Origin of the sequence: Acidithiobacillus albertensis (assembly GCF_001931655.1) — a bacterium.
Taxonomy (GTDB): domain Bacteria; phylum Pseudomonadota; class Gammaproteobacteria; order Acidithiobacillales; family Acidithiobacillaceae; genus Acidithiobacillus; species Acidithiobacillus thiooxidans.
The window spans coordinates 1,718,709-1,742,723 of sequence record NZ_MOAD01000001.1; the positions used below are offsets into that span (position 1 = coordinate 1,718,709).

The window sequence follows — 24,015 nt, forward strand, 5'->3', positions numbered from 1 at the left end:
TTTATTTCTCCCCGGTGAATGGCGAATCAGAGGACAAGCCGGGTGCTAACCCCTTGCCGGGTGCTAACCCCCGGATAATGACAATGGAGCGCAGGACCAGCACCGCGAAAAGCAGCCAGACGGCAAACCCTTGCCAGTTTTCCGTTTGTATCAGCCAGACTGTCAGCGCGAGCCACATGAGCAGCAAAACCGTAAGGATTTTTTCTTCCTGTTTTTTTCGTCTGGATTTGACGGCATCCGTCAGTTGCGACAAGGGGCGGCGTCTCGCTTTGGTATCCTGCCAGTACGCATGATCGTGCACCAACAGCCATAAAAATTGATGAAACTGTCTTTCTGTGTGAACAATTGTCTTGAAATAGCCCACATCTTTTTTGATCCATTTCCAAAGGCCCATGCTTAATCCCTCAAAAAAGGAAAACTGTTTTGGGTGAAATACAGACGGCCATGGCGGTTTTTTAACAGCATTTCCGTCACGGCCATGACCACCGTAAACCAGGGGTCTTCCGGGACGTTTGCAGGGTCCGGTAAAGGAAAGGATGGGTCCATGCAGCGAATGAACCGCTCGCTGAGCGTCCAGATGGCCGCATCCAGCAAGGCTTCTCCGCGTGTAATTTCAACCGGAAAGGCTTTTTTAGCTATATCCAGCATATCCTGCTTGTTCATCATGGCCGCGCCCTCGCCTGTACTGGAGCGGGTTCGCACCCGGCAAGGGGCTCGCACTCTGCAAGGGGTGCGTCAAGAGCGGGTTTCGGTTTGGCAGGCCGTTTATCCAGCAGTGTGATGGTCGGCGTCTGAAATTCGGAACGGGGAACCCCGGCGATTTCCAGTGCCTTGACTGCGGTGGACACGTCCACAATGCGATCCCGGATAAAGGGTGTAGCGCGTTCGCCCAAGGCCAAGGCCATGCCGTCCACGTCATACACGGTCTTTTCCGGTATGGAGATACCGTTTTCCCGTAAAGCGTTCAGCAGTTTGTCGTCTGCTGTGCGCGGCCAGTTGGGGCGCATCGCGCCGCCTATGGCTTTGGGCAGTTTGGGCCATTGTTCGGGATCATTCCCCAGACAGGCCTGCAGGCGTTCTTTCAGGGCGCTTTCCTGGACGTCCAGATCGTTCTTGCGATCGCGGATTTCCAGGAGTTGCTGCGTCAGACTTTCCACTTCCGGCATCTTTTGTGCGTCGAAAACGGGTTGCGGCGGCATGGGCCAAAGTGCCTGGTTCTGGATGACATGCTGGAACAGGACCTGGGCATTGTTCCAGAGGGTGTTGCTCATGCCGGGTACGGTCGGGATGTCCAGAAAAGTGACTCTGCCATTGAGTATATTGCCTTGTGCCAGCACCTTGTGAATGGGTGCATCCGCCCATTCCGGATAGTTTTTCTTCATGAGATCACGCAAGGCGGCCTCATAAAAATGTAGTTGGGCGACATAGGCGTCGGGCGGTGAGACGTGCGGAGTACGGGGACATTTGGCGTCCAGGATGACAAAATGGTCTTTCGCCCAATAGAGGTTATCCGGGGCCGCTGAGAGGCCATTGATCGGCTCACCCATTTTTTCCATGATATTGGGGAGTGCCGTTATGGCCAGCTCTGCTGAACGCAGCATCTGGTCGGCCTGGGCCAGAATCCAGCCCTCGTACAACGTACCCCGTACCGTATCATCGCTGCCGGTTCCCGGTGCTTCCAGCAGGAGCATTTGCCGGGATTTTTCCCACATCCCCTGTTCCGAAGTAAGGGTGATGGCCTGGGAGCCGGTAATGCGGAGCATGTGGTCGATCTGAAACTGTATATCGTCTCTGGGATGATACCATTGGGCCAGCCAGGGTTGCCGTTGAATGGCTTCGGCCAGCCGTTCCAGTTCCTGCGCGGCGCTGTCTTTGGCATAACTCAAAAAAGCGTCGATGCGTTCTTCGGGCAGAAAAGCCCCTTGGGGGAAGTTCTCCCGGATATGCTGTTTATAGTCCATCTTTTTTCCCTTTTTCCGTTTTTTTACCATGTCCCTTGAAGAGCTTTTAGCCTGAAAGGGCCTGCAGCCTGCATAGGGCTTTCAGCCCGAAAAAGCTCAGCATCTGTAAGGGTGATGCCGTTTTTCGATGGTGCTTTTTCTAATGCGGGAATTTTTCCAGGATGGCGGTTTCGCGCCAGCGCAGGCAGGTAACGGGTGCGCCGGAATGGTGGCGCTTACCGGTTTCCACCCACTCATAAAAACCTTTCGCGTCCGGTGTCGGTATCCAGTCCTTGCCCTCGCGGACCTGCAAGCCCAAATCTTCCAGCAGCAGATTGACCTGACGGGCATTCTTGCCGATGGCCTGCCCAATTTGTGTAGGGGAAATTAACCGATCCTCGACGATAGCGGCATAACTGTTGTTGCTGGTCTGGGCGGGGCCGGGAAGCGGCGCGATCTGGCCGATTTCGATGTTTTCCTTTTCGCGCATGGCGTTTTCAACAGCCAAAAGACGCTGCGGGCCACGAATACCCAGAGCCACATAGATGGCCGAATAGGATTTCGCAAGTTCCGCTACCGAACGGTTCCAGTTTGCCTTTAACCGATTCTGGTCTGCTTGTTCATGGAAGGGGATGCCGCCGGACTGCACCGTGCCAAGGCCAGAGCCTTGCTCACCGGCCAGAGATTGTGCCCGTAGCTGCTTCTCGCAAGCGATGAAATAGCGCCGGGCTTCCTTGCCCTTGGGGGTACGCTCGATCATGGCCAGTTCTTTCGCCATATCCAGAGAAAGGTAATAGTCTTTGCGCAGAATGCCGGGAGTAAATCCTGTAACTTGTTGATTTTCCCCACTCCCCAATTTTGGGGAGTGGGGAACATAGTCTACGTTTTCAATGAAATCGTACTTATCGATACGGTCCTTGATCCAGGTGGAGAAGTCCTTGCCCACTTCCAGAAAGGTATGCAGGTCGCGGGCATTGACGGTCTGGATCGCGTTGTCGTCTATTTGACGGGTGTGCAGAGGCAACAAGGTTCCGATGGTCTGATGGGGCATGGTAAAAAAATCTCCTGATGAGTAACTGACACCAGGGTGATGCCGATTTTTTCAGCGCCTTTCCAACAAGGATGTCTGGTACATGCGGATGATCTCCTGTGCGATTTCGGTCAGAAAATCTTCTCCGCCCGTTGCCAGCCCTTTGCGGCGGGCCAGTTCTTTTTTGATAGTGCCCGAAGGATAACGGGCAGAAAGCAGGTTGAGGGTATCGCTATAGGGGACTTCCTTGAGGATCATTTCCTTGACGGTGCGGGATTCCGGATGGGTGGTCAGCGCCCAAAGCTCGACCGAACCGGCAATCACATAAGACAGGCTGGTATAGCGGCGATCTTCGCGTTTCCAGTACACCAGTGCACCCGCGCCTTTTTCGCCGGGCCCGATACAGTGATCGACGGCTTTTGCCGCCAGAATCGGATCCACGCCGGTACGCTCCACCACGGTCTGAATTTCTTTTCCATCAAGCCCCATAATATAGGCGGCTCCGAGAATGTCCTGAATGGTAGGGGGGATATCCCGGAAAGATTGGGAGCCCAGAAGAATACGCAGTCCACTTTTGCGGCCTTCGCGGCCATCCCGTTCAATCTGATCCGGGATTTGCGGTAAACCGCCAGTCCGGTGCAATTCATCCCATACGCTGATTTTGACATCCCTTTTGATTTGTTCGGCGCGTTTTTCATGATACGTCCGGTATTCAGGCGTCAGGATGGCCGTTTCCACGTCCTCTTTCGTAAAAAGGAAACTCTGGGATGTTTTGAAGCGGGCCAGCAGATACATGGCAGTCGCCTGACGAATGGAGGCGTCATCCTGCCCCTGGGTCACTTCCGCGAGGTCCAGGGAAATAATGCGGGCCTGTCCGAAATCGAATGTGGATGGCGCCGCCATGACCGGCCAGTTCCTGACGGCTTCATTGACGCTGAGGTTGATAAAAGGAATCAGCGACATCTGGTTTTCGACTTTCAGGTCGCCGTACTTGGCAAACAAATCCTTGTCAGATGTGCAGGTGCTGATGAAATCCAGAAAAACGGGTACTGCGTAGCGTTGGGCACGTCCGGCCATGGTCAGATCGCCTTTCGCAAACAGGGCGTCGGTGATCTCCCACCAGGATGTCGCCTTGTCGATACCGATTCTGTAGGCGGCAATCGCTTCATCCACCTGATCATCCACGCCAGGCTGATACAATTTGGGTTTTCCCTGGCCCATATCTGCCACGGACAGATAACAGGCGTTGACCGCCGCCGTAATCGCCTCAGCCAGTTTCAGGATGGGCCGCTCTCTGGTTTCGCCACAAACTATGCTGATCAGGTTTTTCAGGAAGGACAGATGATTGGCGGTTGGGAAGCGGAAGCCCAGAGGCGTATCGAAAGGATTGATGGTCCTGCCATGCAGAGACAGGGTAAAACCCTGGGCCAGATAAGCCTTTTCGCCCAAAGCCTGCCGCACGGCCTTGATGAACTCGATACTGGAATAACCCACGTCGATGATAGAGATATACGGTAATTCCGCCTGGCCCGCATCCCATAAAAAACTCAGAAGTTGAAGGCCCATACTCATGGATTTACCGTTCCCGGGTGCTCCGGTAAAACTGATAATCGGGGTTTTCAGGTCGTGTCCGACCGACAGCATTTTCCGCAAGGGATCGCGCAGGAAAAACGGGCCATGGTTCCAGGGTGAAGCCGGGCGATCCAGGGGCATCAGGGGCAATACATCAGACAGGTTGGCGGGCCAGACGGGTGCGGCCATTTTTTCCACAAGGCCCGGTATGCTGGACAGCACGGTATGTACCGGATCGCCACAACGGGTAGTGGCTTCCTGGTTGCCCCAGGTTTCGATCATGCGCAACAGGGTCTGTTGCTGCATTTGCGCCTGTTCTTCGGCACTTTCACCTTTTGCATTGGTGCCTGATGCCCAGGTGACGGCTACCGAGCGCATTAAAACCACCGGATCATGATTGGCGTGACGCTGCATTTCGTGGATCGCCTCTTTGATCAGGCTGTTCCCGTTGTCGGTGACCTTGGTGGTCAAAAAAAGCATTTCAGCACCGAGTTTTTTGAGACCCAGACCACCGGAGTTGCCGGGCATGAGCCGGAAATTGAGGCGCGCCGGAATATTCGCCTTGACCAGATTTTCCAGCAGGTCTGCAAAAGGCAAGGAATGGACGGGTCCCAGGTTCATGACGACCGGCGCAAAGCACATGCCTTGTGCCGACTGGACGATGCCGTCTTTGCGGATTTCCAGTTCTTCAGGGATGGCGGAAAGGCCGAGACGAGGCGCGGTAGCGGTCAGGGTGCCATTGCTGCCCAGAGAGGGCCGCGCCAGTGCGCTTTTCCAGAGGGGTGCCTGAACGGGTAGGGTGGGAAAACCGGAGCGCTGGACATTGCGCATCCAGTCGATAGCCTGGTCGATGCTCAGGGTATCCAGGCGCAGCCCGTTATTCCGGCTTTTCTCATCCATAATCACATTGCCGCAGGTATCCAGACTTTTCAGGAGGGTATTCCACGCCTGGTCATGGATATGCCGGAGTTCCGGCAGAACGGCAGTCACATCCTGTCCGTTGCGTATCCAGTCGCCCATCCGGGCCTGTGCACGGCGCCTGGTGCGGGCGGCATTGGCGCGTTTCTGTTCATTCGGGAGCAGTATGGATGGATCGGTGCGCAAAGCGACTATGACGGCTTCCGGGGCGATGTGTCGGGGAAAGTCCCGAACGCGGGCGTCAAAAATGGCGCCAAAATCCAACCCATGCTTTTCTGCCTGTTGGCGATAGGGTGCCAGATGACTTTCCAGAAATTCGGCGGATCGGGAAGGGTCCACATGAAAGCTGATGTCCAGGGTATGCCCCGGCTGACGGAACAGGGTGACCAGACCGATTTGCAGTTTGTGGAGCATGGCCTGATACAATTCGGGATCGGGGGTGGAATAATCCCCCTGAATGATGCCGAAGCGGATCAGTCCGCCACTGTCCAGAACCGCATCCAGCGGCACGTTCTGGAGATTCTGTGCCCCTGCATAATCGGGGGCATGGAGATCACTCAGAGATTCAAGGGGCAGATTCAGCGCCCGGAAAAGACCTTTGGCAAGACTCATGATTTTTTCCTCTATCGGGTTCACCTATCCGGGTGATGCCGATTCCGGTTGTCGGACAAAAAAACCTGTCCAGACCCGGTAGAGCCTGAACAGGATCGTGGTGTGGGCCTTAATAGCTGGTCGTACCCGAATCGGACCCGTTGGATGCTCCCGATCCGAACAGGGTAGCGACCGGGACGCCCGCTGTATAAGCAATGGCAATGGCTGCACCCCCGGCCAGAATGGGAACAGCGATGCTGTGCATCTTGATCTGGCCGTTATTATCGTGCGCCTTCTGCCACCAGCGATGGATACCATGCAGGATGGCACCCGCGCCAATCACATAAGCGCCGCCAGTTATGAATTTCGATGTGGCCGAATAGTTGCTGGAGACGTGGTTGACAACCGTTGCAAGGTCCTGGTTGCCCGCAAAAGCCAGTAAGGGAGACGCCAGGGCGACCGTACCGACCGCGAGCGTAACGAGACGCGATTTGTTTGCTGCGATTTTCTTCATAGAACACCTTCCTTGTGGGATTGAACCACCCGGGTGGTGCCGATTTTCACAAACGGTCTGAAATTTTTTTTCAGTTTTTTTGTTAACAGACAAAATAGGGCAGCTCGAAAAACTTTTACTGGTAAAATATAGGTGGTTGATTGAACTGGAGAGCGGCCATGGCAGGATTGGTTGGGCAAACAGGATCTTCTCCGGAGATCGCCGGTTGAGAGAACGGGATTTATAGGGTGATGGTCTGCCCTTGCTGAATCGACTGATTTCCCGGGAACGCTTCCGCTCGACTCTGGAGATCATGCCGAAGGCAAAGACCAAAGGGCTGGGTGGCAGGAAGCCCTATGACCGGATACGGTTCTTCAAGATGATGGTTCTGCAGCAGCTGCATAATCTCAGTGATGAGCAGACTGACTACCAGATTCGGGATCGTCTCAGCTTTCAACCTTTTCTGGGGATTGGGTTAGAAGTAGCGGTCCCCGATCACACGGGCTTATGCCTATTCCGTGAATCCCTCGCCGAGACCCGACTGACAGAGCGCTTGTTCACGACCTTTCATACGTTTCTGCGGGAAGCGGGCTACGCGGCCAGGGTCGGGCAAATCGTTGATGTGAGCTTCGTGACGGTTCCTTGGCAATGCATGCGGCGATGGCGCTTGAAATTGTCCTGGGCAAGTACAAAATGTGCGGCCCCGGCTTTTTGTCTTATAAAGGCCCCATTTATCCAGCAGTAGGGTCGAGTCCAATCAAAACCCGACGGACCTGACCGGTAGCATCCACGAGACAAATTTCTGCCCCCTGACAGCAAAATTCATAGTCAGGTATTTTTACTGATTAAATTGAGGCATAATCGTAATATAAGGGCGCCTTTAGAAAACGAAATAAAGTGCAGGTGCCTAGTTCTGCGTGAACCCGTCCTAAAGAGAAGTTTTGTTGTTTGCAGCGTTTTTACGAATATAGTGGGTAACATTCTTGAGAAACTCGCAGAGGGCCTGAGTAGATGGATAATCAATCCCCCCTAAAAATCTGGTTGGATATTTTTTCCAGCATGAGCAAGGCCCCATTAACAGTGAGTATAAACCTGCCCTGGAACCAAGCCCAAAAGGTACTTCTGGATCAGATTTTGGCCAGCCTGGATCAAAGCGGGCTGTTTCATACTTGTGCCATCGCTCGGGCCGATGCCGATCACATGTTGCGGCCTTTGGCGGTTTCCGGTCCATTGCAACAAATAGTTCTACAGAATGTGGCAATCCTATTTCCGCCAGACCATCCGCATGCGCGCAGCATTACGACCCGTGCTCAGATTGAGAATCGCACCTTGCTCGTAGCTGATTATGCGCATAGCGAATATTTGCAACATCCCAATCAGACTGAATGGCGACAGATGATTGAAACCGCTGGTATCCAGTGGCTTTTGGCTACGCCGATCCATCGACATGCCTCTGTCTGGGGGGTATTTATTCTGAGCGGCTTACAACATGAACCGCCAGAACTCATGATTGAAAGTGCGGAAAAGATGGCTGTGTTCATGGCTGACGCCATGGAACATCTGGAAACACGTCGGAATGAACAGCAGTATCGGGAAACTCTCAAAAGTCTGGCGCATACTGATGCTTTAACCGATCTTCCCAATCGGCGGGCGCTGGAAACGCAAATGGAGCAAGCCATGCTCCGCGCCATTCGTCACAATCGTCTGCTGGCGGTCTGCATGCTGGATCTGGACGATTTTAAGCTCATCAATGATACCTACGGTCATGAGATAGGCGATGAAGTGTTGGTGATCCTGGGAAGACGTTTGTCCAACGTGTTACGTCAATCCGATTTTATTGCCCGTTACGGAGGCGATGAATTCGTGCTCCTGCTGGAAGATTTGGCAGATCATGCCGACCTCACGCGCGTCCTGCAAAAGATCGAAAAAATTATCCCCGCACCCATCCTCTTGAGTAATGGTGAAAGCGTTCAGATTGGGACAAGCATGGGTGTAACGCTTTATCCTTTTGCCGACGCGGACCAAGCGGATCAGCTGCTGCGCTGGTCTGATCAGGCGCTCTACGCAATCAAAGCCCACAAAGCGGAGCGAAAAAGTTGCTGGGCACTTTTCGGCGAGGAAATCCTTGCAGATCGGCGTAATCCCGCACAGATTCTGTTGGATCAGGGCGCATTGGCGGTCTGGTATCAACCCATCCTGGATAGCCGCACTGGCAAGATAGTCGGCATCGAAGCTTTGGCACGCCTGCGGGATAAAGACGGGGCTGTTTGGCCTCCAGCCCGGTTTTTGCCGGAATTACACGGTGAAGACTTTTCTGAACTCAACAAACTGGTATTAACCCAAGCATTGAAGGATATTTCGATGCTGGATGCCCAAGGATGGCCTTTATGGGTGTCTGTCAACCTCAATCCACGCTCTCTGTCGGGATACTGCATCTCTTACTTACGTGAAATACTCGGCGAGAGCACGGTAGATGCATCGCGCATCACGCTGGAAATTCTGGAGGGAGAGGATTTTCTGGAACACCAGACCGTGTTGGATCTGCTCCTGGAAATAAAAGCACTAGGCTTTCGCCTGGCGCTCGATGATGTGGGAAGCGCCTACAGCTCTCTGCTCCGCATGAAAGACCTGCCTATTGACGAAATCAAGCTCGACCAGGGTTTTGTTCGCACCCTTGAACAGCGCCCGCAGGATCTTCATTTTTTAGGCGCCATTCAGGACCTGGCCACTGGCATGAAGGTAGATCTCGTGGTAGAGGGTGTAGAGACTGAAGATGTTTTGGATGCAGTCACCGTTATGGGAAGCACGCTTATGCAGGGTTACGCCATTGCCAAGCCTATGCCGTTCGCGGAATTGCAGGCATTCCTCAAAAACACCATTTTTCCGCACCGACATCGACCGCTCAGCTTGCTTGGACTATATGCTGCACGCCTTGCGCAACACGAGGCACTGAAAAAAACCATTAGCCGATCTCCGTGCGCAGTAAATTACTTAACGCTGGCGGATGCCGCTGCCTGCCCCCTTCATAAAGATATCCAACGCTTGGGATGTGATAATTCGGACAAACTGGATCATCTGCATCGAGAGTACCATCGCGCCATTGCCGTAATGGATGCTCTTTTGCTGGCCACTCCAAGCGGAGCGGACTGGAGCGCAGTAGATCAAGCTGTAGAGGATTTTGAACAGGCTATAGTGGAGACTTATTTTGAAGAAAAAAGCAAAAAGCGGCAGATATCATGAGGATAGAATCGGAATCTTTCTGATTTCCCCAAACAGCCGTTTTGAGGTGCCAGATGTGTCCGTTACGGTAACACCGGCAATCAATCCGTTGTCTTTCTCGATAATTCCTCTTGATTCAGCTTCTCGATTCCAGGTGCTGCAGGACGGGTTTTGAAACGTGTGGCCAGTCGCGTCATCGCATTTATAAATCAGCATTTGATTAATTTATAATTATTTATCGCCAAATTAAAATACCTTGGTTTCGGCTATGAAACATCAGAGATACACTTGAATTGATGCTCAATGTAAGCATTTCATGATTTATTAAGAAGGAGAGATGATGTTTAAAAAAATGATGATTGTGTCTGCTTTGGGATTGGGACTCACTGGTTCTACATTAGCTATTGCTGCAGATTCGAGTGGTTCCACAAAGGCTAGTAGTACCACAACAGCAACACCAGCTTTCATGTCACCGGCTTGGGCTAAGGAGCTTTGTACGGCTTGGAACAATAACCAAACCCTTACAGAAAAACTTGCAGGTTCATGGATCAAAAACAATGGTGGCAAAGGCTATAAAGTCATGGAAATATATGACTCCAGCATGAAGAGTACGCCTCCTGTTCAGTTAGAAATCGCTGCTAAAGATGGCAAGGCCGAGTGTACCTATGGTGGTGCAATCAAGGTTGCAGACCTGAATTACAACTATGACTACAAAATGTGGGCAACGACGCATGACTGGCATCACATGGGCTCACCTGCAATGGCCATGATGTTTGGGCGCCTCAACTTCAAGGGTCCGAAAATGGAAGCCATGGAAAACATGGGACCTTTTTCTGAGTTTCTGAAACTGATCAAGAAAGTGCCTGCCACTGTTCCTGCATCCTGAACCCAAAAACTACAATCGTTGTACCAATAAAGGGGCATCTTAAGTCGTGGATGCCGAGACCGGCATGGCTTAAAAACCGTCCGCACTCGATTTAAGATGCCACTATGTTTTGAAGTGAATTCAAGAGTAAATATACTGATGAAAAGAAAACGAGTGATGACCAGCAGCACCTTCGCTTCCTGTGGCTACACGATTCACGTCACCCAGGTCCAACGTGTTCCTGTCGTGCGCAAAACCATCATGATGGTGAACGGTGCCATGTCGACTACGGCCTCTTTCTCATGGGCCATTTCCGCGTTGGACGATTTTAATCTGATTTTATTCGACTCTCCCTGCATTGGGCGGTCTCGCCAATACAACATTGAGGCCGATTGTCCGACACGACAAACCGAGTCGGACATCCTGTTGGATCTGTGTGAACGCTACCAACCGGAATATCTTTGTTCCATGTCATGGGGCGGGGCCTCCACCTTGCTCGCATTGGCGAATCGCCCGGCTGCTGTCAAAAAGGCCATTGTCGGAGCATTTTCTTTCGGTGTCTCAAACGACATGGAATCACTCATCCACAGAATGGCTCATCGCCTGAACGCGGGCGAAATGCATGAATTTTCCGACCTGGTGAATGAAACATTGGGGGAATTCCTGCCTGATCGACTCAAAATAGCCAACAAGAAATACCTGTCCGCGTTGACCGACAGCGAGGTTACCTATTTGCACGAGCATTTCCAGCGAACCTTGTCTATCGACAAGGACGAAGCTATTCGGGCGATTTCCAATATTGATACCGAAACGCTGTTTATTAATGGCAGAAAAGACCGGTATACGTCATCTCCTTCCGTTGACGAAGCCTGCATTCACATCGAAAAAAGTGACAAGATTGAGATCGATTGCGGCCATTTTATGGCCATGGAAGACAAATATGTTGCAAGACAATTGAAGGGAGTAGTCGAAGATTATTTCACTTAACTTGTTCAGCGACAAAAAAATCATCCTGACGTTTGAGGACCTCCCAATTAAGCCGCGAGGTGGACGCCACAGCGGGTGGCGATCCCGATCCGGGTCCCAATCGTAGTCCAGGCCGGTTTAACCGCTTCTATCGGCCCGGCCCCTTGTTAGGGGCCGAGCAGCGGGGGGCTGCCTACGAAGTCCGGGGTCAGGCCAGAACGCATATTTATTGCGTAGATGATCAGTATATGCTCTACAGTTTTAATCTCGACAACAAAGGTTTCTGGCGGAAGAATGCGGGTCCGGGATCGGCGTTGGCCAAGGAATATCCCAAGCTCGCTGTTAAAGGACAATGGAGTATCATCCGTCAATAAAGTTTCATCCTGAAGCATGTAGGGGATGTAAGTCCAAACCGCCGAAATTTCCGCCTACAGCGTAACCCAATGAAAATCCTACTGTATGATTTTGACATTCATTAAGACACAATCAGGGTGTGAGTGCCAAATAGATGTAAACACAGATACACTGCGGACTTGTCTTACGGTAGATAACACCTTAAGGCGATACAGACGGAAATTTCGGCGGTTTGGGCTTACATCCCCAATAAGGACTTGCCTGTCTCGCTGAGATCAATTTGCTGGATACGACCATGGTAATGATGCGGATGGCGCAAGATGGCCCCGGCGCGTTCCAGATTGGCGACAATGGTGCTGACTGTATGCGGAGTGGCTGAGAACAAATTTACCGTGGTAGGATCTGTGATCCAATGGATGCACTGTATACAAGGTATCAGGATAGCTGATTTATCGGCCAAACAACTATGGAGCTGAATGAATGGATTTTCAAAATCAAGTAGAGCCAGAGGATTGTTCCGGGATGGATGATATTCGCCGAGAGATAGACCGCATTGATCGCGCAATTATTGCGATGCTCGGGAAACGGTTCAAATATGTTGTCGAGGCATCAAAGTTCAAAACCTCCGAAATATCGGTTCGTTCACCAGAACGCTTTAAGGCCATGCTGGAGCTGCGCCGTGAATGGGCACAATTGGAAGGCCTGAATCCGGATGCAATCGCAAGGCTATACAGTGATTTGGTGAGCCACTTTATCGAAGAGGAGATGAAACGATGGAAGATTCATCAACGGACGATATAGCAAATTGCCACAGTGGCCGAGTTTGATGATCTACGGGCTGAGTACAGCGGTGTTGGGGTGGTGAGGGTTTGTTTACTGGCTATCCCGGTGAAGGGCTTAAGCGCATGTCACTGACGCATCGACCCGTTGACAAGAAAGACATTCATTTCATTTGCGGATTTCCACAAAGTGAAGACGAACTATTTTTCATGTTCCCCAAGGCGAAATTCCCGTTGTCTTTTTCGCAGTTGTGGGACGCCGTAGCGCAACGTTCAGATTCATCCGTAGCCGAGCTTGATGGTGAAGTCATTGCTTTTGCAAATTTCTACCGCTGGGAGTTTGGCGGTTGTTGTTCCATCGGTAATGTCATCGTGTCACCTGCAACTCGTGAGCGCGTCGTAGGCCGCTATCTCATCGAACAGATGATTGGACTTGCTTTCGAAAAGCATCAGGCCACCGAGGTTACGGTGTCGTGCTTCAATCAAAACGTTGCCGGCCTCCTGCTTTACACGCAATTGGGGTTTCATCCATATGCGGTTGAGGAGCGGAAAGACAGGAAAGGAGTTCGAGTTGCTCTTATTCACATGCGGTTGTCGTCACAGGAAATGTAGCGCGAACAGGTAGGCCCTCAAACGTCAGGATGATACTTTTTTGTCTCTGAATATTTTTTCAGAAAGGCAGAATGATGCCGACCGTATTGCCTAGCATCAGGGCGGCGCCGACTACATTGGCGGCAAAGGCGCCGCCGATAATATGTATAGCCCCCTTGCTTACTGTGCTTCGGGAATTGCCGTGCGCGGTGGCCCGCAGGATCATGAATCCGCGAATAATGGCAATGACGCCGACAATCTGGATGAACAGGACAATGGCTTTGACGGCTGTGGTCATTTCTGTTCCGCCGGGTCCGGTGTATTGCAGGGGAGACGGGGTATTGGTCACAAAAAAGGTACCGATGTCCGCACCTACGGCGGTCGGTGCAGCAATCAGACAACCGGCAATCGCCATGCCCATAACAATGCTTTCTGTATGGATATGCGGATCACCGCTTCCCATTTTCCAGAGACGGCGCAGTGCGATGAACACATACGCGCCCCCGATGACATAGGACAGACCAAATACCATTTTCAGTACGGGTGGCAGACTGCCGCCCAGATGGGCAAACATGGTAATGAGATTCACGGCGACCCCCTTTCAGATTTTCCGATCAGCACTTTGATCTGAGGGTGGTGCCGTTTTTTGCGGAAGGTAGGACGAGTTGCGCAGAACAGGCTTTTTCGACGGATTGTTCCAGGTATTCCCCGATAGCCGAAAGCACCAGGATTTTTGCCGGAGAACCTACGCCGCTGCGTATCTGGTTCAGAGTCCAGTCATACAGGTTGCTGTTCGGGGAGATCCGCCATTCATTGAGTGCGGCCTGAATGGCAATATCCAAATCGTCCTGGTTGCCGATCTCTTTTTGCAGATGCAGCAAATGATCCAACAGGCGCGTATCGCCGTCTTTCCGCAAAAAACCGTCTTTGGGGGTGCCGCTTAACCAGGCCTGGGCCAGTTCCAGGTTTTCCCGGAGAACAGCGCTGGTATCGCCATTACGTTGCGCCAGGGTCCAGGCGGTGATGGCCTCATCGATCTGGCCGTTTTGCGCCAGTTCCCAGGCAGCCTTACGATAATCCATCAGGCAAACAACCCCATTTGCTGCCGCTGAATACCCGGAGACAGCCAGAGACATTCTATGCGCTTCTGAGTTTTGTCCTGCACGGCGGCATGCAGGGACACTTGCATATCCAGGCGTTGCCAGCCGGCATTTTCCAGCGGTTGATGGATGTGTTTGTCCCGATACCCGGACAGGATGGCCTCACCTTTCAGGTTCAGCAGGATATCAATGAGCTGGTGATGCGCTTCCCGCGTCATTTCGGCCTGATAGCGGGAGCGGTGCCCCATTTTACGGGTATCGGGCACATAGGGTGGATCACAATAGAAAACGGCATAGGGCGCATCCCAGGTCTGGATGAGCGCCAGAGCGTCCCGGTTTTCAATAATCACGCCGGAAAGCCGTTCTGCGAGTTTTTCCAGTTCCGCCACATGCCAGCGAAAACGGGCCGCGATGTCACGCTCTTTGGAAATCCCCCAATTATTTTCATTGGAGGCATTGCAACCATTACCGGAAAGCCCCTGATTCTGGGCCACGAAAAAAGCCCAGGCGCGGTCCACACTGTTTTTTTCGTCCGATGTGCGCAGGATTTGCAGCGCCCGCCCGAACTCCGCGCGGGCATACGGGGTGTATTTGAGTTTTTGCAGCAAATGCCCGCGCAGGGTGTCATCCTGCAACACCCGATAAAAATTCACGATCCGGCGGTCCTGATCGTTGACGACTTCCCGGTTTTTGGCGGGCCGTGCCAGCAGGACATTCAAGGCCCCGGCAAACGGTTCCACATACAGGGGCGCATCGACGGTATAAGACACAATCCGGTCACGCAGGCGGTTCTTTCCACCCAACCAGGCAAAAGCGGGTGTTACGCTCATGCGATTTCCTCCAGCATAAAATAACGGATTTCCCGCTGAATCCGGTCCATCATGCGCAGTGGATAATGTTCGCCGTTCAGATAGCGCAGGAAGATATCCTGATCTTCGGGGGTCAGGGAGAGCAGGGCTTTTTGCAGATAGGGTTCCATATCCGCACAGAATCCCGCCGTATTATCCGTATCCGCATCCGGTTCACGCAGGGAAAATTCAGCATCAATGCGCCGGTAATGACTGCGATAATCCGTACGAATTTGCCAGTTCAGGTAAATAATAAATCCGCGTCCCTCAAATGACCGCGAAACATCATATTTATGAATACACCGGATAAAAGTTTCCCGATGTTCCTGATAAATATCCTCGACTTCATCCCAGGGATGATAACGGTGATGTTTTTCAGCCAGACGGTATAAAAACGGGTCCGCCCTTTGCAGTAATTCCTGCAGTATTTCCGGCGAAGAGCGCGCTGCGATCACTTCGTCCGCGAGAATGGTAGCCCAGGTTAAAGGTGCATTAGCCAATGCGCTGTCTCCTTTCTTTTTATGCAGTTATCTTACTGGTTTCATGAACAAAAGTCCAATGGCTGCGCCTTGTGCCTCGCGGACGGTCGGCGGTTCGTTAAAGCGTTTGGCAAGAATGGGCGTCAGGACATTACCGACATTTCCCGCTGCATAAAGTGGGATTTGACCGTCGGACATCTGATTGGCGACTACGGCATAACCATTGCCAAATGTTTCGGATTCATTGGCCATATCGAGGGCATTATCGACGCCGCCTAAAAAGGATGCCGCAATGAGTGATCCCCATCGGGCGAGGGTATGATGATTGACGCTGGTAGCGACATAAGTACGGGCGGTTTTGGCGTTGATGGCATACGCGGATATGGGATAGCTTTGACGATTCCAGGTCATTTCATCAAACGCGACCACCAGACGGTCTTTTTCGCGTTTGAAATTGCCAAGCACTTTCGCGCCCTTGAAGCGGCCAGAGACAATTTCCGCCTCGACGGGTCCGGGTTCATTACTGTTCAGCGCGGTCAGCAGTTCCCCGAAAGCGATATGCCCCGGATTTGCCAGGATTGGGTTCGCACCCGGCAAGGGGTTGGCACCCCGCAAGGGCCCGGTATTTTGTGCATCATGAGAGAAGTGGGTATTGGCGGGGGCAACGCGCAAACTGGTCGTCAGTGGGACAGGAACAGGCGCATGGACAAAACGCATCAATTCCAGTTGGGCATCTTTGGCTTCGGTTTTTTGCCAGGCGGTTTCCTTGGGCGCAGCGGGTGCAGCCGGTGCAGGCGCTGGTGCGGGTTTTTTTGCCGCTGGTTTGGGAACGGCAGCACTTTGTACCGGGGCTACGGGATGCAAAGCGCCCAGGGTCGGGATGAAGGTCTGATGGTTTTGGGCCGCCTCTTTGGCGCGCTCTGCGTTCAGCTTGTTCAGGTTCTGGTCGTAGAGCGCACCACCCTGATCGCCGCCGGGCAGATTTTTGACGTGATGGGCGGACCCCGGACGGCTTATGACTGCTTTTCCGCTGTCACCTGTCAGGCTATACAGGCCAAAGGCGATCATCGCCCCGGCAATGGCCGTGAGTAAAATGGCATTGAAACGGGTTTCCGGACTGGTATAAAACCGTTTCAGATTCCCCGCGAAGGTCACCTTTTTCCGGACAGGCGGTTCCTGATCCTGGGTGGGGTCTGCACTCTGCGAAGGGTCTGCACCCTGCAGATTGGCTGGAGTCTGGTTCTCGGAATCATTCTGGATTTCGTCGCTCATGATTGGTGTTCCTTCTCAAAAACAATCGTCCGGGGTTCGCCGTTGAGGGTTAGCATGACGCTTTCCGTGGCGGGAATTTCATAGGCATGGATGCCGTCCGGGGACTGCATGGTAGCGAGCCAGGCGGGAGCCAGGATGCTGTGCCGGGTGCGCAGCCAGATTTTGCCGTTCAGGGTCCAGGCTTCCCCGTAACCGAAAGGGATGCTTTTGGCTGATTGCGGCATGGTGTCGTACAGGGCCCGCATCAGCAGGGCGTCTGCGGCATCATGGGCTCTGCCCAGACCGCCAATGGGTGGCATGGCATTGGGTGACAGGGCATCGACGCGCACAATGATCCGGTAATCCACCTTTTTAACGCCCGTTTGCAGACTGAACAGTAACGGGGTGGGCAGACGGTAGAGTAGTACGGACAGGTTGGAATCCCGATATTTCTGCTTGGCGGCGACGATAAGGGTGCTGGTTTTCAGAGGGGCATTGCCGCCGCTGGCTTTTCCCGTCTTGTCGCCCAGAGCTGTTTGCGCCTGGATGCTGCCCGGAACGATCGGATTCATGACCTGGAAAGCCGCGCCATTGCCGACCGTGGCATCGGCTACAGGCCAGGGCTGGCCCCACTCATTCACGAAGGACACATCGGTAACATAACCCGCCGACATGGGAATGACCGGGATACCGCCTCGGTTGGGATGAATGGTGATGACTTCGGTTTTCGCCAGCGGCGGCGTCATCGGCATTTCCGAGGCTTTTTGTGTCGCCTGCAACTTTTTACGGAAGCGCATCAGGTCCCGGGGTTGCAAAGGCAACAAGGATTGTGCAGCTGACGCATACAGACTTTTCTCCGGCGGCAAGGGCGGCAGTCCTGCGGACGGCGAATTCTCTGCGGACGGCGAACTCTCTTCGGTTTGCGCATCCTCTGTATTTTGCCCGTTTTGCGCTGGGCTCGGCATGACAGCGGGAGCCGCGTGCAACTCTTGATGCGTTTGTGGCAAGGTCGGCACGGTGGGTGTGGTGACAGGTCGTACGGGTGGGACCGGTACTTGTGGTACGACCACACCGGCAAGCGCCGGAACGGGGAAGGCAAGGGCCAGTAAAACCGTTTTTTTGATGCTCATTGGGGTTCTCCCAGATAGAAAGTCTGAATGCTGATGGCGGCAGGATTTTTCAGGGTGACGGCCCGCTGGATCAGTACGGTGGCGTCATAGGCATGTTCGTTGATCTCGCTGGATGAGCGGAAAATCATCTTGACCGGAAACTGCACTTTCCAGGCAAAAATGCCATTGGGCAGATGCCCTTGCCAGACGACTACGCCGGGTCCGGTGGGAATGGTGGACACCATCAGATTCCGGTTACGGATCGCTTTCAGTTCACCGTGGGCTTTCAGGCCCGCCAGGAATCCCTGATAACCGTTTTCCGTGAAATAAGCCCTGGCCCGTTGCAGGTCGCGCCGATAGTTGAGCGCCGAAAAACTCAGGGCGTCGGGGATTTTCTGCATCGCCCAGGCTATGACGGTATGATCGGTGACATACGGCCTGTCCAGAGGCACCAGAGGGATGATCCGGCCCGTCTTGGAGGTCGCAAAATAGGTCGGCAGCGGTGGATGGGTTTCGACCCAGACCAGCGCCAGGGTCAGGACGGCGGAATAGACCAGCAGCGTCCAGTTGATCCGGGATGCCAGACTATACAGCCGGAACAGGGTCACATTACTTTCCCAATGGGCTTGTGCCGCGTCCATTTCCTGCTCAACCGCCTTGCGGGTTGGGGCTTCATTTTTCTCAGGCGCTTTTTTCTTTTTGCCAAACATAGGGCAATTCCTCCCGGATCAATTGGCAGATGGTGGATAAATTGGTATGGCAGAGTGAGTCGGCATCGACGTTGGGCAGAAAGTCGGCCAGATCGAAAACCGCCGTCCAGGGATGCCGCGATTGCCGATAAAACAGCAGAGGTGTCAGGCCGCCCTTGCCGGGTGCGAACCCCTTGCAGGGCGCGAGCCCCTTGCAGGGTGCGAGCCCCTTGCAGGGTGCGAACCCGTTCTGATGGCGGGTAGCATTGACCTGATCCCACCAGGCTTGCCGGAACGGGGTTTCATGGCGTTTTACCTCGATGGCAAAGCCCGGAATACTCAGGGAATCGGCACCGGAATCGCGGGTCTGTACGAGATTGCGCTGGACGATGGTGCCCAATTCGTCGGAGAGTAAGGCAAATAATTCGCGTTCGGCTCGAGCGCCTTTGTCGCGTTGCATCTTACCCATTGGAACGGGCTCCTGTTCCGATAAAACCCGCATGAAGCGCCATGCCGCCCGGGGTATGGACGATGATGGTGGGGGTTTCCGGGGCATGGTTTTCCAGGTCGGACAAAACCGCCGTATTGATGGCCAGAATGTCCTGAATGGTTTTCGATGCCTGAAAAGGCTTGCCGGACAATCCACCGGATTCATTCACCACGCTGAAATGCTGTTCGTTCGTCAAAAAAGCCGCTTGTGGATTTTGGGCGCTTAAAATACGTTCGGCCTTGGGTACGGAACTCTTTTTGAGGATGGCGACCGGAATCATCAGATAACGGGCCTTGCCCTGGGCGACTCCGGCCTGGACCTGCCCGAAAAAGCGATGACACCAGATGCAGTTCGGATCGAAAAAGATGATCGCCTTTTCCGGGGCAGAGGGCGCTCCCCAAAGAAAACCATGGACTTTCTGCAGAAGGGCTTGTTGCCTTGCGGTCAGCGGCGTCAATGACGGAGTTGTCCCTTGCAGGGTGCTAACCCCTTGCAGGGCGCGGGGCGAAACCCGGGCAGATTGTGGAACGGTTTCGGCATGGGGAATGTCCGATGGGCGGACGGTCAAGTCGCCCGTCACTGTGTGCCAGGAAACCGGCGGTACTTTGGGAATAATCACCCGATGTATCGGCGGTACGGGTACTTCTGCCCAGGCGCTGACCGGAGCGAACAGGAACGCAATGAGCAGGGCGGCTGCACCCCGGCATGGGGCCATTTTTTCAAGAAACATATTTCCTCTCCCAGATGGGGGTCACATTTTTCCCGTTTTTCAGGTCCATGAGCGGACCAATAGCCAGATATTTTCCGTGGTCGACCAGATAAGCGATTTCAGGACCTCGCGGCGTTTTCAGGCGCACAATGGCGATTCCGTCGTGCCGGAGCGAACCCTGGATGGTGACGGTATGATGCGTGTCCTGGATCAGTTCCTGTTGCCAGTGGTGATTGACTGTATGGGATACATACTGCCAGATCGCCGCCGTTATCAGGCCGATAATGGCTACAAGAGCTACACTAAAGTAGAAAATCCCTCCTTTGGGCGTATCAGCCAACATGGGTGTTGTCCTCATCGAGCCAGTAATAATCCGGTATGGGATGTGCAATGATCCTCTCCAGTGCTTTTTCGTATTCATCACCAGGGTGATGCCGATTTTGCGAACCACTTTGCAAAAGTTTCAGGGCAGCTTTTGCAGAATCGCAGTGTTCCCGGTCCATAATGGCCATGACATTGAGCAGGGCCTGTCCTTCCGGTCCGTCGCCGCGTCCCGGCAGGGCTGCTTCCCGGCGTCGTATCCGGTCGCCGCGTCGTCGCGCCTCGGCGTCGATAAAGGGTTGGGATTTGAGCAGCCAGAGTTGCTCAATGTCTATGAAGGTATCGGGATCAGCCTGTACGGCGTTGACAGTCAGGCTCTTATCGCCATTTACATAGTAGTCAACAACTTTTTTCCAGTTTGTGTAACGGATTCCCTTACCGCTTTGCGTTTTTGCAAGCTGGTCGATCTGGCGGAAAGTGGGTTTTAATCCGGCGTCCAGGGCGGCCTTGACGAGTTCGGCGACATGATCGACAGCTCGCTCGTGGATGATAAGCTGCTTGTGGGCGTGACCGTCAAAGCTGTTCACGACCAGGCCGAACAGGGGCAGGAGCGGAATATTGGTCCGCAGATTGACAGTCAGGGTTTCGTCCAGGCGGCGCGAGGCCCGCAGACGGCCTACGGCCTGGGCGACCTCTATGGTGTACTGTTCCCGTACAAAGAAGGCAAAATCGGGATTGTCCTTGGGCAGATAGACGGTATTTTCTGAGCCGGGCAGATAGCTGATACCGACATTCTGGTTTTCCCAGGGGTCATTTTGCTTCGCGGGCTGCCAGGGCAGGTTGTAGAGTCGGCGTAGCGCCTCGTATTCCATCCACAAGTCAAAGCAGGACTTGTATTGCAGTCCGATGATTTCCAGGTGTTTGGCTGCTTTCCAGCGATTTTGCCCTTCGTGGTCCCTGTTCCAGTGTCCTATCATGAGATTCGGGAAGGTTTCCGTGCCGATGGCTTCCTCGTGAGCCTTTGTCATCAGCGCGGCGCCTTTTTCCGGCAGGGCTTCCAGGATGTCCACCGCATCCCGGATAGTTTCCTCCGGGTTACGCGCCAGGGCGGTTGCCGAAAAAGCGCGTCCGCGTGTCCAGTTGATATGAAGATTGGGCGTCGCCGGATATTTTTCGATGATATTCGGACAAAGGGTTTTTAAGGCTCTGGATGGAGTAGCGGTCATAATCATCATGTCCTGTTTCCTCGTTGCTGTCTTGAGTCGTTGACCAATTTCCGTATGAAGTACGGAAGTCATGGCGCCTGATGCGCCTTCGGATGGCTGATAAAAAAGGGTGTGTTGCTGGATGGCCTGGGAAAGGCGGTCCAGCAGGACGGGGCCGTAATGTTTTTTGAGCGGTTCGCCCGGTTTTTTTCTTTCGGTGGCGTCCCGGTACATGCGCTCGAAAATGGTGACGAAGCCGAAGTGTTTGTGTTTTTTGACCAGATCGTAAAATTCCTGCCAGTCACCATGCCCCGAAAGGGGAGGAATATCGCCGTTTTCCCACCCTGTTTGCAGACAGTTCTGGATATGAACGACCCAGGCCGTTATTTGATGGTAGGCGTTCAACCGCTCTTCGCGGTCAGCGCCGGAATAAAAGCGCTGATCGGTCTGGTGATTGCAGAAAACGCCATGTCGAAGGTGATCCAGGGTTTCGCGGACCCAGGTGAACTTGTCGGTCAGTGCCGGGGCCTCGTCGATGATGACCTGATCGCGCAGATGGTTTGCGCTTTTCAGGAGCAGGGGATCGCCATTCAGTCCGGCATGGGTACTGACCAGATGATCTTCCTGATACCAGTGTTCGAGGCGTTTCAGCAGGTGCGGGCAGAGGTCAGCGCCGGTATTCGCACCTTTCTGTCCGTCGGTCAGGTGATGGAGCGTAGTGAGTCCATGTGGACATTCATGGTTGCAGACGGGCGCAATCGGAAAGCCCAGGGGACTTATGATGGCAGGGGCCGGTACGGTATCGGCGTCGATGGTGATATGCCCACGGCCTATGTAAGTGGCATTTTCAAAGCGATGAAAATACATCTTGCACCAGGTCTGCGGGTTTTCCACGATTTGTTCAGGGCTGGCAGGTTTTTCTGAGTCATTTGCAAGGGGTTCGCACCCTGCAAGGGGTTCGGCACGACCGTGATGTTCCTGTTCGGGGGTCAGGTTGCGGGCGAGATTGCAGCGTCCCTCGCGGGTGGTCGTGCAGGCGATGGCGGTTTTGTCGAGACGGGGCAGGATTTCGCCCAGGGCGTGACTTTTGCCGACGCCGGTGCCTACGGCGATCAGGTTTTTTTTGCCGGAGCCGGGCTGGTTCAGATCGTGTTTCAGTTGTTTTTTTAGGTCATTGTAGATTTTATCTGTCGATTCCTTGCTCCAATGCCGCATGGGATGGTCTTTCGGGAGCAGGTTATCCGCATCCAGAAAAACCGGGCGCAAGGCTTGAAGTTGTTCGCGGGTCAGGTCATTGGCATCCAGCTTGTCCGTGATCGGGTCCAGCAGAGGTTTCCCATCGGGACGCATCAGGTACAGACGGGCCGGTGACGTGGAGAGCCATTGGGCAGCCAGGTTCAATACAGCTTTTAGTCCCTTGCCGTGTACTTCCAGGTCGGGCACAAAGAGGACGTTTTCGTATCTTTTGATGAGTTCCAGCCGGGGAAAATTCGCCAGACTCATGACGGCGATCCGGTCGGTCTTGCCGAAGTGATCGGGTACGGACAGGGTGCTTTCCAGTCCTTCGCCGATGATCAGCGTTTTCGCAGCGGCCTGCTTCCTGTAAAAAACGTGGCCACTCTGGGGGACACCTGCGGGGAAATGGCGGGCGATCTTGCGGCCTTTGGCGTCCAGCCAGGTTTCCTGCCAGGCGCGTTCATGGAAGTGCGCCGGATTTTTCAGCGGCGTGATGAGTACGGCTTTTACCCGGCTGTCGAACAGGGCGCGTTTATCCTGTCCCAGATGGTTATCCAGGGTATTGGCTGAAAACAGCAGGTCATGGAACGGGCCTTCGAGTTTTCTTTCGGATTGCAGATAATGCAGGGTCAGCTTGTGGGCCTGTTCAACGGCTTCCGGTGTATAACGCCAGAGGTTTTCTGCAAACATGGCGTGTTGCGGATTTATTCCCCGCGACAGGCCGCTATCAAGCGGATACACGTCATGGGTCAGGGTGCCTTCCGGTTCTCCATAATACAGCACTTCCAGTTGTCGCTGCTTGTAGTTCTTGTTTTCCGGTGTCTTGCTTTTGAGGCGGTCGTAATATGCGCCGCTGCGATCCGGGGCGCTACGCCGCTTCCCACGGGAGCCGGACTGCGAAAAAAACACGCCTTGCTGGTTGAAATGTTCGCGCAGGTTTCCGCATACGGAACAATGGGCATGGGTCCAGCCGCTTTCCGTTTGTGCGATCCAGGCAGACGCATTTTTGTCGTCATGATTCGGACAGAGGAAAGTGGCCTTGGAATTTCCGGACCGCCGGAATTTCTGTACCAGGGGTTCAATTTCGGTAGCGACATCGTTAAAAGATTTTGGGGTTGATTTCAATGCAACAATAGACATATAATGCTCTCGGTTAAGGTTGTTAAGCGATATTGGGTACCCGCTCAAAAGGCATTTTTGAGCGGTATTTTTTTGTCCGCTTTTCCCCCTTGCAGGGCGCAAAGCCCCGCAAGGTCATGA

25 protein-coding genes are annotated in these 24,015 nt (G+C 53.5%); 7 read left to right on the forward strand and 18 right to left on the reverse strand.

The window, feature by feature from the left end; all coding sequences use genetic code 11:
- Position 1: 1 nt before the first annotated feature.
- The 6 genes from BLW97_RS08950 to BLW97_RS08975 form a co-directional block, all read right to left on the reverse strand.
- Positions 2-394 carry a hypothetical protein gene (locus BLW97_RS08950; protein WP_024893718.1) on the reverse strand — a complete coding sequence of 131 codons (393 nt, stop codon included), beginning with the start codon at positions 392-394 and terminating at the stop codon, positions 2-4.
- Between the two features lie 2 nt (positions 395-396).
- Positions 397-666, reverse strand: coding sequence for a hypothetical protein (locus BLW97_RS08955; RefSeq protein ID WP_024893719.1), 270 nt, complete (start codon positions 664-666; stop codon positions 397-399).
- On the reverse strand, positions 663-1,961 hold the full coding sequence (locus tag BLW97_RS08960) for a hypothetical protein (RefSeq protein ID WP_143214868.1): 1,299 nt from the start codon (positions 1,959-1,961) through the stop codon (positions 663-665). The genes BLW97_RS08955 and BLW97_RS08960 overlap by 4 nt, the downstream gene beginning before the upstream one ends.
- A gap of 139 nt (positions 1,962-2,100) precedes the next feature.
- Positions 2,101-2,991 (reverse strand): antA/AntB antirepressor family protein, encoded by an 891-nt coding sequence (locus tag BLW97_RS08965; protein WP_075322960.1) that lies wholly within the window; start codon positions 2,989-2,991, stop codon positions 2,101-2,103.
- A gap of 51 nt (positions 2,992-3,042) precedes the next feature.
- Positions 3,043-6,072: a hypothetical protein gene (locus tag BLW97_RS08970; protein ID WP_075322961.1), complete on the reverse strand. Its 3,030-nt coding sequence runs from the start codon at positions 6,070-6,072 to the stop codon at positions 3,043-3,045.
- A gap of 109 nt (positions 6,073-6,181) precedes the next feature.
- Complete coding sequence (locus tag BLW97_RS08975; protein ID WP_024893723.1) at positions 6,182-6,565, reverse strand: DUF6750 family protein; 384 nt, start codon at positions 6,563-6,565, stop codon at positions 6,182-6,184.
- Between the two features lie 241 nt (positions 6,566-6,806).
- Here BLW97_RS08975 and BLW97_RS08980 point away from each other — a divergent pair, with 241 nt between their 5' ends.
- From BLW97_RS08980 to BLW97_RS09000, 5 genes are all read left to right on the forward strand, one after another.
- A complete protein-coding gene (locus tag BLW97_RS08980; RefSeq protein WP_139112054.1) occupies positions 6,807-7,289 on the forward strand; it encodes a transposase in 483 nt (160 codons plus the stop codon).
- A gap of 266 nt (positions 7,290-7,555) precedes the next feature.
- Positions 7,556-9,784: a putative bifunctional diguanylate cyclase/phosphodiesterase gene (locus tag BLW97_RS08985; RefSeq protein ID WP_024893725.1), complete on the forward strand. Its 2,229-nt coding sequence runs from the start codon at positions 7,556-7,558 to the stop codon at positions 9,782-9,784.
- A 316-nt stretch (positions 9,785-10,100) separates the two neighbouring features.
- On the forward strand, positions 10,101-10,649 hold the full coding sequence (locus BLW97_RS08990; RefSeq protein ID WP_226826112.1) for an SCP2 sterol-binding domain-containing protein: 549 nt from the start codon (positions 10,101-10,103) through the stop codon (positions 10,647-10,649).
- 156 nt (positions 10,650-10,805) lie between these two features.
- Entirely contained in the window at positions 10,806-11,615 is an 810-nt protein-coding gene (locus BLW97_RS08995) for an alpha/beta fold hydrolase (RefSeq protein WP_024893726.1), read from the forward strand.
- Between the two features lie 59 nt (positions 11,616-11,674).
- Positions 11,675-11,968 (forward strand): hypothetical protein, encoded by a 294-nt coding sequence (locus tag BLW97_RS09000; protein ID WP_024893727.1) that lies wholly within the window; start codon positions 11,675-11,677, stop codon positions 11,966-11,968.
- 218 nt (positions 11,969-12,186) lie between these two features.
- On the opposite strand, the gene BLW97_RS09005 is transcribed toward BLW97_RS09000, so the two are convergent.
- Positions 12,187-12,333, reverse strand: coding sequence for a hypothetical protein (locus BLW97_RS09005; protein ID WP_226831152.1), 147 nt, complete (start codon positions 12,331-12,333; stop codon positions 12,187-12,189).
- A 95-nt stretch (positions 12,334-12,428) separates the two neighbouring features.
- Here BLW97_RS09005 and BLW97_RS09010 point away from each other — a divergent pair, with 95 nt between their 5' ends.
- Positions 12,429-12,749, forward strand: coding sequence for an isochorismate lyase (locus BLW97_RS09010; protein ID WP_024893728.1), 321 nt, complete (start codon positions 12,429-12,431; stop codon positions 12,747-12,749).
- A 68-nt stretch (positions 12,750-12,817) separates the two neighbouring features.
- Positions 12,818-13,339 carry a GNAT family N-acetyltransferase gene (locus tag BLW97_RS09015; protein ID WP_226831150.1) on the forward strand — a complete coding sequence of 174 codons (522 nt, stop codon included), beginning with the start codon at positions 12,818-12,820 and terminating at the stop codon, positions 13,337-13,339.
- Positions 13,340-13,397: 58 nt separating this feature from the next.
- On the opposite strand, the gene BLW97_RS09020 is transcribed toward BLW97_RS09015, so the two are convergent.
- From BLW97_RS09020 to BLW97_RS09070, 11 genes are read right to left on the reverse strand one after another with little or no spacing between them, the layout of a single operon-like run.
- A complete protein-coding gene (locus BLW97_RS09020; RefSeq protein WP_024893730.1) occupies positions 13,398-13,907 on the reverse strand; it encodes a hypothetical protein in 510 nt (169 codons plus the stop codon).
- 25 nt (positions 13,908-13,932) lie between these two features.
- Positions 13,933-14,400, reverse strand: a complete 468-nt coding sequence (locus BLW97_RS09025) for a hypothetical protein (RefSeq protein ID WP_024893731.1) — start codon at positions 14,398-14,400, stop codon at positions 13,933-13,935.
- Positions 14,400-15,248 (reverse strand): DNA adenine methylase, encoded by an 849-nt coding sequence (locus BLW97_RS09030; RefSeq protein ID WP_024893732.1) that lies wholly within the window; start codon positions 15,246-15,248, stop codon positions 14,400-14,402. Before BLW97_RS09030 ends, BLW97_RS09025 begins: the two co-directional genes overlap by 1 nt.
- On the reverse strand, positions 15,245-15,766 hold the full coding sequence (locus BLW97_RS09035) for a sigma-70 RNA polymerase sigma factor region 4 domain-containing protein (protein WP_065973448.1): 522 nt from the start codon (positions 15,764-15,766) through the stop codon (positions 15,245-15,247). The genes BLW97_RS09030 and BLW97_RS09035 overlap by 4 nt, the downstream gene beginning before the upstream one ends.
- 27 nt (positions 15,767-15,793) lie before the next feature.
- Positions 15,794-17,017 carry a DotG/IcmE/VirB10 family type IV secretion system protein gene (locus BLW97_RS09040; RefSeq protein WP_024894942.1) on the reverse strand — a complete coding sequence of 408 codons (1,224 nt, stop codon included), beginning with the start codon at positions 17,015-17,017 and terminating at the stop codon, positions 15,794-15,796.
- Entirely contained in the window at positions 17,014-18,126 is a 1,113-nt protein-coding gene (locus BLW97_RS09045) for a DotH/IcmK family type IV secretion protein (RefSeq protein WP_024894943.1), read from the reverse strand. The genes BLW97_RS09040 and BLW97_RS09045 overlap by 4 nt, the downstream gene beginning before the upstream one ends.
- A complete protein-coding gene (locus BLW97_RS09050; RefSeq protein ID WP_024894944.1) occupies positions 18,123-18,815 on the reverse strand; it encodes a DotI/IcmL/TraM family protein in 693 nt (230 codons plus the stop codon). The genes BLW97_RS09045 and BLW97_RS09050 overlap by 4 nt, the downstream gene beginning before the upstream one ends.
- Positions 18,787-19,263: a hypothetical protein gene (locus BLW97_RS09055; protein ID WP_075322963.1), complete on the reverse strand. Its 477-nt coding sequence runs from the start codon at positions 19,261-19,263 to the stop codon at positions 18,787-18,789. The genes BLW97_RS09050 and BLW97_RS09055 overlap by 29 nt, the downstream gene beginning before the upstream one ends.
- Positions 19,256-20,014: a thioredoxin domain-containing protein gene (locus BLW97_RS09060; protein ID WP_024894946.1), complete on the reverse strand. Its 759-nt coding sequence runs from the start codon at positions 20,012-20,014 to the stop codon at positions 19,256-19,258. The genes BLW97_RS09055 and BLW97_RS09060 overlap by 8 nt, the downstream gene beginning before the upstream one ends.
- Complete coding sequence (locus BLW97_RS09065) at positions 20,004-20,336, reverse strand: hypothetical protein (RefSeq protein WP_024894947.1); 333 nt, start codon at positions 20,334-20,336, stop codon at positions 20,004-20,006. Before BLW97_RS09065 ends, BLW97_RS09060 begins: the two co-directional genes overlap by 11 nt.
- Positions 20,326-23,895 (reverse strand): toprim domain-containing protein, encoded by a 3,570-nt coding sequence (locus BLW97_RS09070; protein WP_075322964.1) that lies wholly within the window; start codon positions 23,893-23,895, stop codon positions 20,326-20,328. The genes BLW97_RS09065 and BLW97_RS09070 overlap by 11 nt, the downstream gene beginning before the upstream one ends.
- Between the last annotated feature and the right edge of the window lie 120 nt (positions 23,896-24,015).

Bases quoted from the DNA above. Each gene is read 5' to 3' on its own strand.
- BLW97_RS08950 (WP_024893718.1), bottom strand. From the start codon at position 394: ATGGGCCTTTGGAAATGGATCAAAAAAGATGTGGGCTATTTCAAGACA.
- BLW97_RS08955 (WP_024893719.1), bottom strand. From the start codon at position 666: ATGATGAACAAGCAGGATATGCTGGATATAGCTAAAAAAGCCTTTCCG.
- BLW97_RS08960 (WP_143214868.1), bottom strand. From the start codon at position 1,961: ATGGACTATAAACAGCATATCCGGGAGAACTTCCCCCAAGGGGCTTTT.
- BLW97_RS08965 (WP_075322960.1), bottom strand. From the start codon at position 2,991: ATGCCCCATCAGACCATCGGAACCTTGTTGCCTCTGCACACCCGTCAA.
- BLW97_RS08970 (WP_075322961.1), bottom strand. From the start codon at position 6,072: ATGAGTCTTGCCAAAGGTCTTTTCCGGGCGCTGAATCTGCCCCTTGAA.
- BLW97_RS08975 (WP_024893723.1), bottom strand. From the start codon at position 6,565: ATGAAGAAAATCGCAGCAAACAAATCGCGTCTCGTTACGCTCGCGGTC.
- BLW97_RS08985 (WP_024893725.1), top strand. From the start codon at position 7,556: ATGGATAATCAATCCCCCCTAAAAATCTGGTTGGATATTTTTTCCAGC.
- BLW97_RS08990 (WP_226826112.1), top strand. From the start codon at position 10,101: ATGATGTTTAAAAAAATGATGATTGTGTCTGCTTTGGGATTGGGACTC.
- BLW97_RS08995 (WP_024893726.1), top strand. From the start codon at position 10,806: ATGACCAGCAGCACCTTCGCTTCCTGTGGCTACACGATTCACGTCACC.
- BLW97_RS09010 (WP_024893728.1), top strand. From the start codon at position 12,429: ATGGATTTTCAAAATCAAGTAGAGCCAGAGGATTGTTCCGGGATGGAT.
- BLW97_RS09025 (WP_024893731.1), bottom strand. From the start codon at position 14,400: ATGGATTATCGTAAGGCTGCCTGGGAACTGGCGCAAAACGGCCAGATC.
- BLW97_RS09030 (WP_024893732.1), bottom strand. From the start codon at position 15,248: ATGAGCGTAACACCCGCTTTTGCCTGGTTGGGTGGAAAGAACCGCCTG.
- BLW97_RS09040 (WP_024894942.1), bottom strand. From the start codon at position 17,017: ATGAGCGACGAAATCCAGAATGATTCCGAGAACCAGACTCCAGCCAAT.
- BLW97_RS09045 (WP_024894943.1), bottom strand. From the start codon at position 18,126: ATGAGCATCAAAAAAACGGTTTTACTGGCCCTTGCCTTCCCCGTTCCG.
- BLW97_RS09050 (WP_024894944.1), bottom strand. From the start codon at position 18,815: ATGTTTGGCAAAAAGAAAAAAGCGCCTGAGAAAAATGAAGCCCCAACC.
- BLW97_RS09055 (WP_075322963.1), bottom strand. From the start codon at position 19,263: ATGGGTAAGATGCAACGCGACAAAGGCGCTCGAGCCGAACGCGAATTA.
- BLW97_RS09060 (WP_024894946.1), bottom strand. From the start codon at position 20,014: ATGTTTCTTGAAAAAATGGCCCCATGCCGGGGTGCAGCCGCCCTGCTC.
- BLW97_RS09065 (WP_024894947.1), bottom strand. From the start codon at position 20,336: ATGTTGGCTGATACGCCCAAAGGAGGGATTTTCTACTTTAGTGTAGCT.
- BLW97_RS09070 (WP_075322964.1), bottom strand. From the start codon at position 23,895: ATGTCTATTGTTGCATTGAAATCAACCCCAAAATCTTTTAACGATGTC.